Annotated in this window: 14 protein-coding genes; 8 read left to right on the top strand and 6 right to left on the bottom strand. The window is 72.5% G+C overall.

Annotation, left to right across the window (positions count from 1 at the left end; all coding sequences use genetic code 11):
* Positions 1-40: 40 nt before the first annotated feature.
* Entirely contained in the window at positions 41-571 is a 531-nt protein-coding gene (locus tag AC0OLQ_RS29605; RefSeq protein ID WP_484528962.1) for a hypothetical protein, read from the top strand.
* A gap of 144 nt (positions 572-715) precedes the next feature.
* Here the strand turns inward: AC0OLQ_RS29605 and AC0OLQ_RS29600 are convergent, their stop codons facing one another.
* Positions 716-970 carry a hypothetical protein gene (locus AC0OLQ_RS29600; RefSeq protein WP_357343885.1) on the bottom strand — a complete coding sequence of 85 codons (255 nt, stop codon included), beginning with the start codon at positions 968-970 and terminating at the stop codon, positions 716-718.
* Positions 971-1,115: 145 nt separating this feature from the next.
* On the opposite strand from AC0OLQ_RS29600, the gene AC0OLQ_RS29595 reads away from it, so the two are divergent.
* On the top strand, positions 1,116-3,014 hold the full coding sequence (locus AC0OLQ_RS29595; RefSeq protein WP_484528961.1) for a propionyl-CoA synthetase: 1,899 nt from the start codon (positions 1,116-1,118) through the stop codon (positions 3,012-3,014).
* Here AC0OLQ_RS29595 and AC0OLQ_RS29590 read toward each other — a convergent pair.
* Positions 3,004-5,961, bottom strand: coding sequence for an Hsp70 family protein (locus AC0OLQ_RS29590; RefSeq protein ID WP_484528960.1), 2,958 nt, complete (start codon positions 5,959-5,961; stop codon positions 3,004-3,006). The two genes, AC0OLQ_RS29595 and AC0OLQ_RS29590, sit on opposite strands and share 11 nt — an antisense overlap.
* 467 nt (positions 5,962-6,428) lie before the next feature.
* Between AC0OLQ_RS29590 and AC0OLQ_RS29585 the strand changes: the two genes are divergently transcribed.
* Positions 6,429-6,965: an alpha/beta fold hydrolase gene (locus AC0OLQ_RS29585; protein WP_484528959.1), complete on the top strand. Its 537-nt coding sequence runs from the start codon at positions 6,429-6,431 to the stop codon at positions 6,963-6,965.
* A 728-nt stretch (positions 6,966-7,693) separates the two neighbouring features.
* Here AC0OLQ_RS29585 and AC0OLQ_RS29580 read toward each other — a convergent pair.
* The 3 genes from AC0OLQ_RS29580 to AC0OLQ_RS29570 all read right to left on the bottom strand — a co-directional run bounded on the left by AC0OLQ_RS29580 (position 7,694) and on the right by AC0OLQ_RS29570 (position 10,001).
* The gene (locus AC0OLQ_RS29580) at positions 7,694-8,056 is read right to left on the bottom strand and encodes a hypothetical protein (protein WP_484528958.1); all 363 of its coding nucleotides are present in this window, start codon (positions 8,054-8,056) and stop codon (positions 7,694-7,696) included.
* A gap of 371 nt (positions 8,057-8,427) precedes the next feature.
* Positions 8,428-9,138 (bottom strand): HAD family hydrolase, encoded by a 711-nt coding sequence (locus AC0OLQ_RS29575; RefSeq protein ID WP_484528957.1) that lies wholly within the window; start codon positions 9,136-9,138, stop codon positions 8,428-8,430.
* Entirely contained in the window at positions 9,135-10,001 is an 867-nt protein-coding gene (locus AC0OLQ_RS29570) for a GntR family transcriptional regulator (RefSeq protein WP_484528956.1), read from the bottom strand. Before AC0OLQ_RS29570 ends, AC0OLQ_RS29575 begins: the two co-directional genes overlap by 4 nt.
* Before the next feature lie 161 nt (positions 10,002-10,162).
* On the opposite strand from AC0OLQ_RS29570, the gene AC0OLQ_RS29565 reads away from it, so the two are divergent.
* From AC0OLQ_RS29565 to AC0OLQ_RS29545, 5 genes are all read left to right on the top strand, one after another.
* Positions 10,163-10,594, top strand: a complete 432-nt coding sequence (locus tag AC0OLQ_RS29565; protein ID WP_484528955.1) for a hypothetical protein — start codon at positions 10,163-10,165, stop codon at positions 10,592-10,594.
* An 89-nt stretch (positions 10,595-10,683) separates the two neighbouring features.
* Positions 10,684-11,148: a hypothetical protein gene (locus AC0OLQ_RS29560; protein ID WP_484528954.1), complete on the top strand. Its 465-nt coding sequence runs from the start codon at positions 10,684-10,686 to the stop codon at positions 11,146-11,148.
* 3 nt (positions 11,149-11,151) lie between these two features.
* Entirely contained in the window at positions 11,152-12,582 is a 1,431-nt protein-coding gene (locus AC0OLQ_RS29555; RefSeq protein WP_484528953.1) for an FtsK/SpoIIIE domain-containing protein, read from the top strand.
* Positions 12,579-13,217 (top strand): DUF2637 domain-containing protein, encoded by a 639-nt coding sequence (locus AC0OLQ_RS29550; protein WP_484528952.1) that lies wholly within the window; start codon positions 12,579-12,581, stop codon positions 13,215-13,217. Before AC0OLQ_RS29555 ends, AC0OLQ_RS29550 begins: the two co-directional genes overlap by 4 nt.
* On the top strand, positions 13,214-13,855 hold the full coding sequence (locus AC0OLQ_RS29545) for a GGDEF domain-containing protein (RefSeq protein ID WP_484528951.1): 642 nt from the start codon (positions 13,214-13,216) through the stop codon (positions 13,853-13,855). The genes AC0OLQ_RS29550 and AC0OLQ_RS29545 overlap by 4 nt, the downstream gene beginning before the upstream one ends.
* A 17-nt stretch (positions 13,856-13,872) precedes the next feature.
* Here AC0OLQ_RS29545 and AC0OLQ_RS29540 read toward each other — a convergent pair whose 3' ends face one another.
* The gene (locus tag AC0OLQ_RS29540) at positions 13,873-14,160 is read right to left on the bottom strand and encodes a CPCC family cysteine-rich protein (RefSeq protein ID WP_484528950.1); all 288 of its coding nucleotides are present in this window, start codon (positions 14,158-14,160) and stop codon (positions 13,873-13,875) included.
* Positions 14,161-14,194: the final 34 nt, after the last annotated feature.

Genomic DNA, 14,194 nt, shown 5'->3' with positions numbered 1-14,194 from the left:
CGGAACCGTCGTCGGCGTCGGTCGAGGGGGAGGACACGAGATGGCGGACCAGACACAGCCGTGGGCCGAGCGGACGGTCGAGGTGCCGCCGCAGCCCGGCGTCGTGCCCCCGCAGCGGGACGCGTTCCGGCGCGGGGTGGCCGCGGTCGGCCAGCCGCGCACGCCCCGGACCGAGCAGTTCCCCGCCGTGGACACGAGCGACTGGACCGCCGATTCGGCACCCCGACGCCCGATGGGCTGGCACCTCGCCCAGCTCCGCCGGGGCGGGGAGTGGAGCGCGGCCGGCGCGCTGTTCGCCTTCGTCTGCTGGGGCATCTGGGCGATCTCCGGCCGGGGCGACCTGGGCGCCCCGCTGCTCACGTTCGTGCTCAGCCTGCTCACCGCCGTGGGGCTGTTCGCCCTGGCCCGCCTGGTCGGCCAGCTGGTCCTGGAGCGGCAGCTCTGCCGGGTGCGGCGCAGCGCCCGCGGGGCGCACCTGGTGACCGCGCTGTTCCTGGTCGGCGTGGGGGTGGCCTACCTGCAGCAGACCGAGTGGGTGGTCTCCGCCTGGAACTGGGTGACCGGCAACTGACCGTGGCCGCGGGCGGGGCGGCCCCCCGCCGCCCGCCCGCGCGCCCGGTCGCGGAACGCCGCGACGCCGGTCGTCACTCCACCAGGACGGCGCTCGCATTACCCGGCCGGGCCCGGTTCATCCGTCGCCCGGTCGGCTGAGCGGTCACCGCCCCTCGGCGTCGGCCTTCGGGGAGGCGACCCGCGCCGCCGGGTCCTCGACGCCCGGCTCGCCGCCGCCCGGGGCCACCATCCCGTCGTAGTTGTAGACGACGCCCCCGTCGCCGTGCTGTTTCGTGGTCCGGATGTAGCGGTGGATCATGCCGTCGATCTCGATCTCCAACAGGGCCTGGTCACCCGCGTCCTGGCTGTTGCCGTCCCGGGGACCGCCCACCAGGTACGCCTTCGTGTTCGTCTCCATGCGCCAGCCGTACCCCTGGCGGGCCGGACGGAAACGGCGACCACCCGTCGGTGGGACGGGCCGTTCACCGAGCGGGGGCGCCCTTCCGGCGCACCGGTCCCCGCCGGCCGTCGTGCCGGCCCGGGCCGGCGGCCAGCATGACGGCATGGGCGCGTATCGATCAGCGTACGAGCGGAGCATCGCCGACCCGGCCGGATTCTGGCGGGAGGCGGCGGCGGACCTCGACTGGCACCGGGCGCCGGAGCGGATCCTCGACGACAGGGCCGCGCCGCTGTACCGCTGGTTCCCCGACGGCGTGCTGAACACCTGCCACAACGCGCTCGACCGGCACGTGGCCGCCGGCCGGGGCGACCAGCCGGCGCTGATCCACGACAGCCCGGTCACCGGCACGCTCCGCACCCTCAGCTACGCCGAGCTGCTCGCCGAGACCGCCCGGTTCGCCGGTGCGCTGCGCCGGCTCGGCGTCGGCCAGGGCGACCGGGTGCTGCTCTACCTGGCCATGGTGCCGGAGGCGGTGATCGCCATGCTGGCCTGCGCCCGGATCGGCGCGGTGCACTCGGTGGTCTTCGGCGGCTTCGCCGCCCACGAGCTGGCCGTCCGCATCGACGACGCCCGGCCGGCCGTGGTCGTCGCCACCTCCTGCGGCATCGAGGTGGACCGGGTGGTGCCCTACCACCCGATCCTCGCCGCCGCGCTTGACGAGGCGACCCACTCCCCGGCGCACTGCGTGATCGTGCAGCGCCCCCAGGAGCCCGCTCCGCTGCTCGCCGGTCGGGACCTGACCTGGGACGAGGTGATGGCCGACGCCGAGCCGGTGGAGTGCGTGCCGGTCGCCGCCACCGACCCGCTCTACATCCTCTACACCTCCGGCACCACCGGCCGCCCGAAGGGCGTGGTCCGGGACAACGGCGGGCACGCCGTAGCGCTGCGCTGGTCGATGCGGAACGTCTACGGCATCGAGCCGGGCGAGGTCTTCTGGGCCGCCTCCGACGTGGGCTGGGTGGTCGGCCACTCCTACATCGTGTACGCGCCGCTGCTCACCGGCGCGACCACCGTGCTCTACGAGGGCAAGCCGGTCGGCACGCCGGACGCCGGGGCGTTCTGGCGGGTGGTCGCCCAGCACCGGGTGGCCGCCCTGTTCACCGCGCCCACCGCGATCCGGGCGATCCGCCGGCAGGACCCGGACGGCGCGCTCGTGGCCGGGCACGACCTGAGCAGCCTGCGCACCCTCTTCCTGGCCGGTGAGCGGCTCGACCCGGACACCTGGGCGTGGGCGGGGGAGCGGCTCGGCGTGCCGGTGGTGGACAACTGGTGGCAGACCGAGACCGGCTGGCCGGTGGCCGCGAACCCGCGCGGCCTGGAGCCGCTTCCCATCAAGCCCGGCTCCCCGTCGGTGCCCGTCCCCGGCTACGACGTCCGGGTGGTCGACGGCGATGGCCGGGAGGTGCCGCCGGGCACCGACGGCTCGATCGTCATCCGCCTGCCGCTGCCGCCGGGCTGCCTGCCCACCCTCTGGGGCGACGACGAGCGCTACGTCCGCTCCTACCTCGCGGCCTTCCCCGGCTACTACCTGACCGGCGACGGCGGCCGGTTCGACGACGACGGCTACCTCTACGTGATGGGCCGCACCGACGACGTGATCAACGTGGCCGGGCACCGCCTCTCCACCGGCGCCATGGAGGAGGTGCTGGCGGCGCACCCGGCGGTGGCCGAGTGTGCGGTGATCGGCGTGACCGACCCGCTCAAGGGCCAGGTGCCCAGCGGGTACGTGGTGCTCAAGGCCGGCGCCGAGGTGGACCCGGACGCGCTCACCGGTGAGCTGGTCGCCCTGGTCCGGCAGCGGATCGGGCCGGTGGCCGCGTTCCGCCGGGTGACCGTGGTGCCGGCGCTGCCCAAGACCCGCTCCGGCAAGATCCTCCGCCGGACCATGCGGGGGCTGGTCGAGGGGCGGGACGAGGCGGTGCCGCCGACCATCGAGGATCCGGCGGCGCTGGCCGTGTTCCGCGACCTCGGCGCCGGCTCAAGCTCGGGGGCTACTCCTTGACGAACCGGTGGAGCACGAAGTCCCCCTCGGAGCCGCAGGCGATGACCTCGGTGTTCCACGAGCAGGAGTCGCCCCGGACGTCCTTCAGCTCGCCGAGCTGGGCCACCTTGCCCGACCCGGCGCCCACTCCGGCCACGCTGCGGTCGTCGACCGCGCTGCCCAGCGGGTCGGCGAAGAGCAGCAGGTTGCCGGCGTCCACCCGGACGGCCACCCCCTCCTCGTCGTCGAGCACGCGCTCGCCGTCCGGCCCGAAGAGCGTCGCCGCCGGCTCGGGATAGATCCGCCGGGCCAGCACCCGCTCGCCGACCGGCACCAGCTCCGTCATCCCCGGCGCCGCCCACCGCTTGACGCCCTGGCCCTCCCGTGCGGCCACCACCGCGGCGGTCTGGTCGTCGGAGTCGGTCACCTCCAGCAGGCAGGCCCGGTGCTCCCCGCACGGCGCCAGCGCCTTGGCCCGCCGGTCGTCGTCCTCGGCGGTGTAGAGCACGCTCGGCTGCGCCTGCTTCCCCAGGTCGTAGGCGAGCAGCCGGCCGTCGTCGCCGGCCACGTAGAGCCGGTCCCCGTGGGCGGCGACCAGGTCGTCCGGCTCGGCCACGGCCTTCCAGCGGCGGACCTCACGGCCGGTGCCGAGGTCGATCAGCCGGACCGACTTGTCCGCGCTCACCTGCACGAGCTGCTCGACCGGACCCTGCTCCGGGTCGCGGGGCGAACCGTCGCCGTAGCCCGGGCCGGACACCGCCTCGTCGGTGGTCACCGGGTGCACGCTGTCGCGCGCGTTGCCGTACTCGTCGGTCAGGTCGGCCAGCGACCAGCGCTCGTCCCCGTTGCTCAGCTCGAGCCCGACCAACCGCTTCCGCTCGTGGTCGGTGAGCGCCACCACGTCCTTGCCGACGAACATCTCGTCGTCCCCGTGCACCGTGTGCCGCCAGCGCGGCAAGCCGGATCCGCCGTCGAGTACCTCAAGCTGGCGCGGGGTGCTGCTGCCCGCGGCGTCGGCGAGCAGCGCCACCGCGCCGGGCAGCGCGACCACGCCGGCCCACTGGTCGGCCGTGGTGGCGCTCTCCTTGCGCCACAGCACGTCGCCGGTGCCCGCCTCGACGGCCACCACCGCGAGCCGGTCGTCCTCGCGTGGATAGGCCAGGTAGGCCCGGTCACCCGCGACCGCCGTGAACATCTCCACCGGCCGCTCTCCGCCCGCCGCGACCCGGACGCCCTTGCCGAACGACTGGAAGTCCAGCTCCGGGTGGCGGTCCCGGGTCAGGTAGAGCAGGGTCGCGGTGGCCACCCCGGCCAGGGCCACCACCGCGCCGACCGAGATCCACAACGCCCGCCGCCGGTGGCCGCCCGGCGCGGTCGGCGACCCGGGCGTCCCATTCCCGGGTACGCCCGGCCAGCCCGGCCAGGCGCCCGGCTGGTGCGGGATTCCAGGAGCCTGCGGGGGCACGCCGCCGAGCGGCGAGCCGTGCGGGGGCAGCGCATGCGCTGGCGTACCCGGGGCGGGTGAATGCGGGGCCACGGCGGTGCCGTGCGGTCCGGCGGCGAGCCGCGTGCCGTTCGCTCCCGCGGCGACCGTCGTGCCGTCGGCTCCGGCGGCGACGGTCGTGCCGTCCGGGCCCGTGGCGGTGCCGGCCGGGAGGACGGGGGTCCTCGGATCGGCGGCGGTGGTCGGCAGCTCGGCGGGAAGCGGTGGCGTGCCGGGGTCGAGCAGCGTGCCGGCCGGGCCGGCGCCCGGGGTCGCGGCGGCCGGCGAATCGGCGGGGGCCGCCCCGACCGGGGCCAGCGGCAGCGGTGGGGCGGCCGGCCGGTTGCGCCGCAGCGGCAGGTCCGTCAGCGCGCCCTCGGCGACCGGCAGCTCGGGCTGCTCCAGCACGGTCGGCGCGATCCCCAGCTCGGCGTGGAGCAGCCGCGCCACCAGCGGGATCCGGGACGAGCCGCCCACCAGGAACAACCCGGCGAGCCGCTCCGGGGTCAGCCCGGCCACGGAGATGACCCGCCGGGTCTCGGCGACCGCCCGCCGCAGGAGCGGGGTGGCCACCTCCTCCAGTTCCGCCCGGGCCAGCGACACGGCGGCCGGCACCCCCGGCACCGCCACCGGCGCCGCCGTGGTGCGGGACAGCATCTCCTTCGCGCCCCGGACGTGCTCGACGAACTGGAGCCGCTCCCGCCACTGCGTGGTGTCGGCCGGCTCGTTCAGCCGCGCCCACTGCGCGGGGTGGGTGGCGGCGATCCGGGCGCCGACCAGCGCCAGCAGGGCAGCGTCGAGGTCCAGCCCGCCCAGGTCGTCGAGACCGCCGCAGGAGATCACCCGGAAACCGGAGTCACCCCACGGATCCGCGCCCTCGTTACGCACCACGGCGACGTCCAGGGTCCCGCCGCCGAAGTCGAAGACCGCCACCGACTCGCCGACCGGGACCGGCCGGCGCAGCACCTCGGTGTAGTAGCGGGCCGCCGCGACCGGCTCGCGCAGCAGCCGGGTGCCGGGCGGGGTCGGGCCGGAGAGGGTGTGCTCGGCCGCCGACGGCCAGCCGGCCAGGGCGAGCGCCTCGGCGAGCACCTGCCGTCGGTGGGCGTCCCAGGTGGCCGGGCAGGTGACCACCGCGGGCGGCAGGAACCCGAGCGCGCCCACCGCGGTCTCGCCCACCGCGCGCAGCACCGCGCCGAGCAGTTCGGCCGGGGTGTGCCGGCGGTCGCCGAGCGGCACCTCCGGCTCGTCGACGCGGCGCTTCGGGTTCGGCTCGTAGCGGTCGGGATCGGCGTGGGCCAGCCGCAGCGCGTCCCGCCCGACGTGCAGGCGCCCCTCGGTGTCGGCGTACACACCGGACGGCAGGATGGGCTCGCCCTCCACCAGCAACGGGCGGGTACGCCCGTCCGGCCAGCGCAGCACCGCCACGGTGTTCGAGGTGCCGAGGTCCACGCCGAGGGCGAAACCGTCCTGCTGGCCTGACATCCTTCGCTACCTCCACCCGACGAGGGGATGTCCGGCCCCGCATCGTACGCAGCCCCCGCCGCCCGCCGATCCCCGGCGCGGCCGTCACCGGACCGCCGGGATGAACGACCGGGGCCGCGGTCAGCCGCCGCTGCGCGCCACCGCATGCTCGCCGCGCTCCGAGTGACCCTCCTGCCCTGCCTACCGCCCGGGAAGCCGGCTACTGACGTGGTTGGCACGCCCCGATCTGGCAGCTACGGCATCACTAAGATCAGGAGCGTGACCTCCGGCAGATCGCCCTGGCCGGGGTGTGCGTTCGGCATACCTGCGTCATCCTGAGGGCAACCTCGTCGAGGTGCAGACCTGCTAGGCGGTTCTCCGGTACGGATCTCGCCGGAAACGGAACCTACCTGGCGCCGCATCGCGTTCGACCGCGTGTCCTCGCCGGCGTCATCCTAGGCGCACAGCGTCTGGGTAAGGTCGGCCGCATGGCTGACGCTGTCGTGATTCCCGGCGGTTGGTTCGGACCGAGCGCTCCCCTGCTGATGTATGCCGGCGATGCGGCGGAGCGGCGGGGCGCAACGGTGCATCGATACTCGTGGTCCCAGGAGTTTCCGAAGCCTGATCAGCCGGAGATCGAGAGCTGGGTCGGCGGTGAGATCACTCCACTGATCGACACCATCAGCGGGCGCCCACTGCTGATCGGCAAGTCGCTCGGCACGAACGCGGCAGCGATCGCCGCCGACAGATCCTTGCCCGCCGTGTGGCTCACGCCCCTGCTCACCCTGCCGTGGGTGGCTGACGCGTTGGGCCGCGCAACCGCGCCGTTCCTGCTCGTGGGTGGCACCGGCGATAAGCTCTGGGACGGTGACATCGCCCGCCGGCTGTCACCCCACGTGCTGGAGGTGGAAGGCGCGGACCACGGCATGTACCTACCCGGCCCGCTCACCGAGTCCATCGGAGTGCTCGGTCGAGTCGTGGTCGCCGTGGAGGAGTTCCTCGATGCGATTGGCTGGCCGAGCTAGGCACCTGGCCCGCACGGCTGGTACCGCCGGTGAATTGCCGGCCTTCGGACTACAAGAAGATCGCGGATGGCAGGTCAGGCCCGCAAACTCCGTACGAGGAAGACCGCCGGCGCGACCAGCACCACGACCACCCATTGCAGGGCTACGCATATCGCAACCAAGATCTGAATGAGAACGTAGTCGAGTGCCAGCGGAACGTCCGGGCTGGCCGTAGGCCCGGCGATCGGTACCCAGCGGGGCAATCCCGGCCGCCACAGGAGCCAGCGAGACGAACCGTTGCGCCTGGTGTCCGCCTCATCCCCAGATCCTTCGCCCACAGGGTGATTGTCTCTGACTTGCATGACAACGTTGGATGGGCGCTAGCGGATCTCCTCGTCGGGCAGTCGTAGACCTTCCAGCCCGAACGGGGACAAGGTGGAGCGCGCGCCAGCCGAACGACCTCGGCCCCGTCCGGGGAGGCTGGTAGCGGCTAATAGCCCACGGATTGCCCGCAAGATCGAAGCGGGGGAGTGGCCGACCGGCCCAGGATCCGGGGGATGCAGCCTCTGGCCTGGGCCGGAGGCCGTTGGAGCGGGCGACGGGAATCGAACCCGCACCGTCAGTTTGGAAGAGCGTGCTCAACGGGTCGTGATGCCCGAAACGCCTGCGGCCGGCGGCAAAGCTGAATGCCGCTCGTGCCCGCTCATGACCGCTGCGCGCCATGGTTACTGGCCCGTGGATGGCCCGGCCTACAGCTCCTCAGGAGCGGGCCGAAGCAGACCTAGCTGCGGGTCGAAGCAGACAAGGCCGTGCTCGGCCGCGATTCGTGCAGCACCGGCCGACACTTCTTCACAGCGGCTGTAGACCATCGGGAAATAAAGGATGGGTCCCGATGCCTCCCTGATCAGTGGCCCGGTCGACCACGGACTCCGCTCGTCCTCAGTAAGGTCGACCCATCTCTCAAGAAGGGCCTCGACGTAGGCTCGGATACGCGGGGTCGGCGGCGTTCGTCCCTCGCCGGTGTACCGCTCGCGGAGCGCCTTGAAAGTCGCCAGCGCTGCGGCGTTGTCAGCGGGCCTGTCACCTTCCCACACCGCCAAGTCGTAACTCATGAGCGGAGTGTGCCAGTCAGCGCTGACCATGTCGCGCAGTGGCTACGGGGTGAGCGATGGAAAGCGGATCTCCTCGTCGGGCAGTCGCCAGACCGTCCAGCCTCCCCGGACGGGGACAAGGTGGAGCGCCCTACCGGACGAACGACCTTGGCCCCGTCCGGGGAGGGTGGTAGCCCTCGTGGTGCCCGTCGAGGTGATCCGCGGCGGCATCTCTGAGGAGGGTCGGGGTTCGGGGCGGAGCCCCGAGGTCTTCAAGCTCTTGTCGTCCGTCAGCGTGGCCGGCCGGCCCGGCCGATGCCGGCCGGAGGTCGCCAGCAGGCCGGGGCCGGGCCGGCGCGGCCCGCTTGCGGGCCGCCTTGATCCTTAAGAGGCTAATTCGGCAGTTCGTGGTGTAGAGCCCTGGCCAGCTCGGCCATCCCGTTCGTGCCTTCGGTGATGGCGTCCGCTCCTGCCCTCAGTAGGCGAGCGCGCTTGCCGGGCTTGTTGGCGAACCCGATCGTGCGAACATCGGCAGCGCGTCCGCCTTCGATGTCAGAGGTGGAGTCGCCTACGAGGACGCACCTGGTCGGGTCGGCATCGACCGCCAGGGCGGCGCGGCGGATCGGTGCTGGGTTCGGCTTCATGAGGCTTGGGTCGGCGTGTGCTCGGCCAACGGTGGTCGTGATGTACCGGGTGAGTCGGTGAGCGGTCAGGTAACGCTCGATGGCGAGGGCTGAGTTGTTGCTGACGATGGCTATTGGCCGCCCGGCTTCATGGGCTGCGACGATGACCTCCCTCGCGTAGGGCGTCGGTGCGGCGCCGTCGACCGCGGTTAGTTCGGCTCGGCACAACGCGTTCTCAACTCGTACGACCAGCGATGGCGCGCCGGTGGTCGCGGTGAAGCGGAGCACTTCGAGCGGGTCGTCGCTGGCTCGGATGTGCGCCGGCATCTCGACGTCGTGCTCCTCGATGACGCGGCGCAGCTCGGCCGTGACGGTGGAGTCCGCGAGGGTGGCGAAGACGGCGCAGATCGGCCCGTCGAAGTCGAGCAGGATCGGCCCGGTGTCGCTGAGGACCTGGGCGACGCTGTATCGCGGCTTCATGGCGTGTAGTCGTGCGCGATGGTTGACCACATGGAGTCGAACCAGGTCCGGGCCTGGTCGACGTACTGGGACGCGTCGGAAGCCTCGTCGTCGCTCAAGGCCCGGTGGAAGAGGATCGCGTCCTTGCCCATCGGGTCGTAGATGGCCGTGGGTTGGCCTTTGATCATGACGGTGTGCTCTACGACCGGGTAGAAGCCGAAGAAGGCTTCCTCGCCGTTGAGGATGTAGAGCTTGAACAGCGGCGCTGCGCGGTGCACACGCACTTCTGCTACGGCGTCTTTGACCAAGCCAAGGTCTCCGAGTTCGCGCACCGCCTCGACAATGGCGTCCGTGTGCCGACGCGTGATCCGCTCGGCGCGCTCGCGCACGCCGGGATCGTCGGCCTGCGTCTCAGCCAGGCACGGCAGGGCCATGGGCTCTCCCGTGTCCGGGAGCAGGATGCGAACGGTAACGGACTCGGGCGTGAGTAGCCCGGCACGGATCTTGTCGAGCGGCTCGGTCAGTACTCCGTGGAGGGTCTCACCGGAGAAGCCGGCGAATTCGATCGTGACGTGTGCGCGCTCGAAGGCCGCCTCGACGTGGGGCCGGAGTCCTACCGGCCGCTCGGTCTGTGCGCGAACGAATGCGCCGCTGCCCTGACGGGTGACGATCAGGCGCTCGTCGCGCAGGATGCGCAGCGCGGTCTTGACCGTCTCTCGGGCGACGTTGTAGCGCTCGGCTAGGTCGTTCTGCGACGGCAGTCGCTCGCCTGGCTCGAACTTGCGGGTACGAATCGCAGCTCGCAGAACATTGGCGATCTGCTGCGACGGGGGCCTGGGGTCGTCCGGGTCCAGCCCGGCCAGGTTTTCCAGCTCGCTGGTCATGCAGGTCAGGGTAGCTGCTGGCTAGCCAAGCTAGACCAATCAGCGTCCAACTCTTGACCTGACTAGCCAGGCTGGCCTACCTTCAGTCGTACGCGATTTGGCTAGCCAAGTCGCATCCCGAAGCCGGCGGAGTGCCGGCGGGCAGAGCTGGAGGTAGGGCAATGGCTGTCCCGAACACGATCAAGGTCCCCGTTCCGTTCGACTACGTCTTCCCAGCGGGTGCGCTGTGTCTGGGTGTGGAGCCGGTGACGGACTTCGACAAGCGCGGCCAGGGCGACGACCAGGCCCGCGACAAGGACACGGGCGAGCGCCTGTGGGTGGTCAAGGTCCTGGACCTGGACCCGGAGGCCGGGAAGTTCGGCGGGTCCAAGGAGGTCAAGGTGAAGATCGCCGCTCCGGTGCAGCCGGTTCCGCCGGCGTCGAAGATCCCGGGTTACCCGCCGGCGGTGATGTTCACCGACGTGACGCTGACGCCGTACGTGGACTCGCAGCGGTGCAAGGGGGCGGGGAAGTGCCGGGCGCGTCAGGCGTGGTCGATCCGCGCCGGGCAGATGACCGAGCCGACCGCCGCCGCGACGAAGCAGGCGGCCTGACCAGAACTGGACGCGCGGGGCGGGCCTCATCCGCCAAGACCAAGCCCGCCCCGCGCTCTGACCCGTTCTCCCTGGAAGGAGTTGGGCTGATGCCCACGGTATCGAACGCTGCCCGGATCGCCGGGAACCCGCGCCTCGCCCCGAACCGCCGCACCCACCGTCGCACCGTGATGCGCCTCGCCGGCCCTGGTATCCGGGCCGTCCGCGAGGTCTACACCACCGTTCCCTCCGACGCCGTCCGCGTCGCCGCGCTGGTCGAGATCTCCGCCGCCGCTGCCGCTCTGGCGCGGACGGTGGTGAAGCTGCGCCACCTCGACCCGGACCTCATCGCCCCGCACGTGGCCGACCGCGTCGACCTGCGGGCGGTGCTCGGTCGGGGCCGGTGGCTGCCGACGATGACCCGCCACGTCCCGGCTCCGGACTGCGGGCCGGTGGACCTGGCTGCCCTCGCTCCTGCTCGGTCGGCTGTGCGTCGTCGGGTGGTGCGCCGTCGTCCCGGTGCGCCGGGGCAGGGCTCGCTGTTCGCCGCCGCCGCGTCGGTCGGGGAGGGCTGAGCGATGCCGCTGGTCAACGTGATCCGGGGCGACCGGATCGAGGGTGCTCCGATCAACGTGCGTACCCCGTTTGTGCGTATCCCGATGTGGCTGGCCCTGTCGTGGTGGACCGCCAAGGCGCTCGGCCGCTTGGCCGTGGTCCTGGTCCGCTTCTGGTACGTCACCGCCCCGGCCGTGTTCTTCGCCTGGCTGTTCCTGCGGTTCGGGTGGGCCGGGCCGGTCGGCGTCGTCGTCCTGGTCGCCGTCGTCTCTACCGGTTGGGCGTTCGGGCACCGGTCGTCGTGGCTGCGGTTCGGGTGGTGGCCGGTCCTGTCCCGCTACCGCCGGATGGTCTACCGCCGGAACTGGCACGCCGCGATGGTCACCGCCAAGCTCGCCGTCTCCTTCGACGCGCACACCGTCCTGCCTGTGCTGCGTCGGGTCCGCTGCTCCTCGGGGGTGGACGTGGTGACGGTGCGGATGGTCACCGGGCAGATCCCCGACGACTTTGCCCGCGTCGCCGAGAGGTTGGCGCACACCTTCGGCGTCCGCCAGGTCAAGGCCGCACCCGGTCCGCGTCCGGACGTGGTGCTGCTGCACCTGTTCCGCGGTGACCCCCTCTCCAAGCTCGTCCGCCCCCTGCCCGTGCCGGCAGTCCCGGAGTTCACCGCCCTGCCCGTGGGCAAGTGCGAGGACGGCGACGGCTACGACCTGCGACTGTTCGGCACGCAGGTCCTCGTGGTGGGCGCCACGGGTTCGGGCAAGGGCTCGGTCATCTGGTCCGTCGTCCGCTCCCTCGCCGCCGGGGTCACGTCCGGCCTCGTTCAGGTGTGGGGCCTGGACCCAAAGGGCGGCATGGAACTCGGAATGGGTGCGCCGATGTTCACCCGCTTCGCCCGCAAGGACTACACGGCCATGTGTGAGCTGATCGAGGAAGCCGCCACCGAGGCCAAGCAGCGGGCCGGGAAGCTCTACGGCCGGACCCGCCAGCACACCCCGACGCCGGATGAGCCGCTGATCGTCCTGGTCATCGATGAGCTGGCGAACCTGACCGCGTACCTCACCGACCGGCAGCTCAAGGACCGCATCAAGGCGGCGCTGTCGATCCTGCTCTCGCAGGGCCGGGCGGTCGGCGTCCACGTGGTCGCCGCCATCCAGGACCCGCGCAAGGAAGTCCTGCCGTTCCGCGACCTGTTCCCCACCCGCATCGGGCTCCGGCTCGCGGAAGCCGCGCAAGTCGACCTGGTGCTGGGTGAGGGGATGCGCGACCGGGGCGCGCTGTGCGACCGCATACCGCAGTCCCTGCCCGGCGTCGGCTTCGTGGTGATCGACGGTGATCCGACCCCGATGCGGGTGCGGTTCTCCTACCTGACCGATGACGAGATCCGCGACATGGCCCACACCTACGGCCGCCTCCGCGTCATCGACGGCGAAGTCCTGGACGGTGCCGCATGAAGCCCCACCCCAGCCACACCCGCACCGACCGCGCTGAGGGCCTGGTCCTCGTCGTCATCCTCCTGCTCGTCGCCGGCTTCGCCGGGGCCGCCTCGTTCACCCACGTCAAAGACTGGACCCTCGACAACAGCCCCGCCGGCACGGGCGAGTGGTTCGGCTGGGCCAACGCCGTCATCTCCGAACTGGTGCCCGTCGCCGCGCTGCTGACCATCCGCCGCCGACGCCGCGCCGGTGGCTCGATCCGGTACCCGCTGTTCCTGCTCGTCGCCGCCGTCGCCCTGTCCCTCGCCGCCCAGCTCGCCGTCGCCAAGCCCGGCCTGTCCGGCTGGCTCCTATCCGCCGTCCCGGCCCTGGCGTTCATGGGCCTCTCCAAGCTCGTCCTCACCACCGCCCCGGCCCTGGCGCCGGCCAACCCCGCGCCGGTCCGGCCGGTCGAGCAACCCACCGCGCCGACGCGCCCAGTCACGACCCCGGCTCCGCCCGTCCAGACGGCTCCGGTCGTCGCGCCGGCTGTGCCTGAGCCCGTCGCCCTGGTCGACGTCGAGCCGACCCGGCCGGATCCGGTCGCTCCGGTGCCGGCGACCGCCTTCGTCCGCCGCAATGGTGCCCCGCTGATCGGAGAGGTGACCCGATGACCGACGCACTCCTGTCCGGCCTGCTGCTCGTCGCCGGCTTCGCCGTCTTCTGCTGGGATCAGTACCGGCTCTACGCCGTCCGCTACGAGCTGGCCGCGCTGCAACGCGCCACCCTCCGCGACCCACTCACCGGCCTTGCCAACCGCGCCGGCCTCGCCGACGCCTGGACCCAACTCGCGCCGCTGCGCCCGTGGGTGGTCGTGATCGACCTGGACGGCTTCAAGCCGGTCAACGACACACACGGCCACGCCGCCGGGGACCTGGTCCTCACCGCCGTCGCCTCCCGGCTGCGCGCCGTCCACGGCATCGCCGCCCGCCTCGGTGGCGACGAGTTCGCCGCCCTGCTTCTCGATACCAACCCGGCCGCGGCTGCCCGGCAGCTCGCCGCCGCCATCGCCGCACCCGTCCGGCTGCCCTCCGGCGTGGCGGTGTCGGTGACCGCCAGCATCGGCCTCGCCCCGGCCAGTCCGTCCGGGCTCGCCGCCGCCCTGGCCGACGCCGACGCGGCCATGTATCGGGCCAAGACGACCCGGGCCGGGGTGGTCGCTTTCGACCCGCTGCGGGATGACCACGCCACCGCCGACCCCCGCCCAGCCCTGCGGGTTCGCGACCTCACCACGATGTCGGGGGCCGCGTGATGGGCGTGCGGATCGGTTCAGTCGAGCGGGTGCTCGTCGTCGCGGGGCGGCCGCACGTGCCGCAGGTTCCTCGGGTCTGCCGCGCTGAACTCAGCGAAGTTGCGGCGCGCCGCCCTCAGGCTCAGGTCGCGGTTCGGTCCGCCCCGTACGCGGTCGGCGTCGTGGTCGTCCTGCCCGTCGTCCTCCCAGAAGCACACCGGGCAAATTTCGTAGCTGCCCCGTTCATCGAGGGTCAGGTAGCCGCAGCACGGGCAGGCGTACGGGCCACCACCCTGCCGGAAGACGTTGACGAACGGTCCCTCCACGGCACGAATGCTGCCACCGCTGCGAAGGAGGTGG

It is taken from the genome of Micromonospora sp. Utrum1 (genome assembly GCF_057197805.1).
Note: the sequence above shows the minus strand (reverse complement) of the source record. Positions and strands in the feature narration are given on the sequence as shown.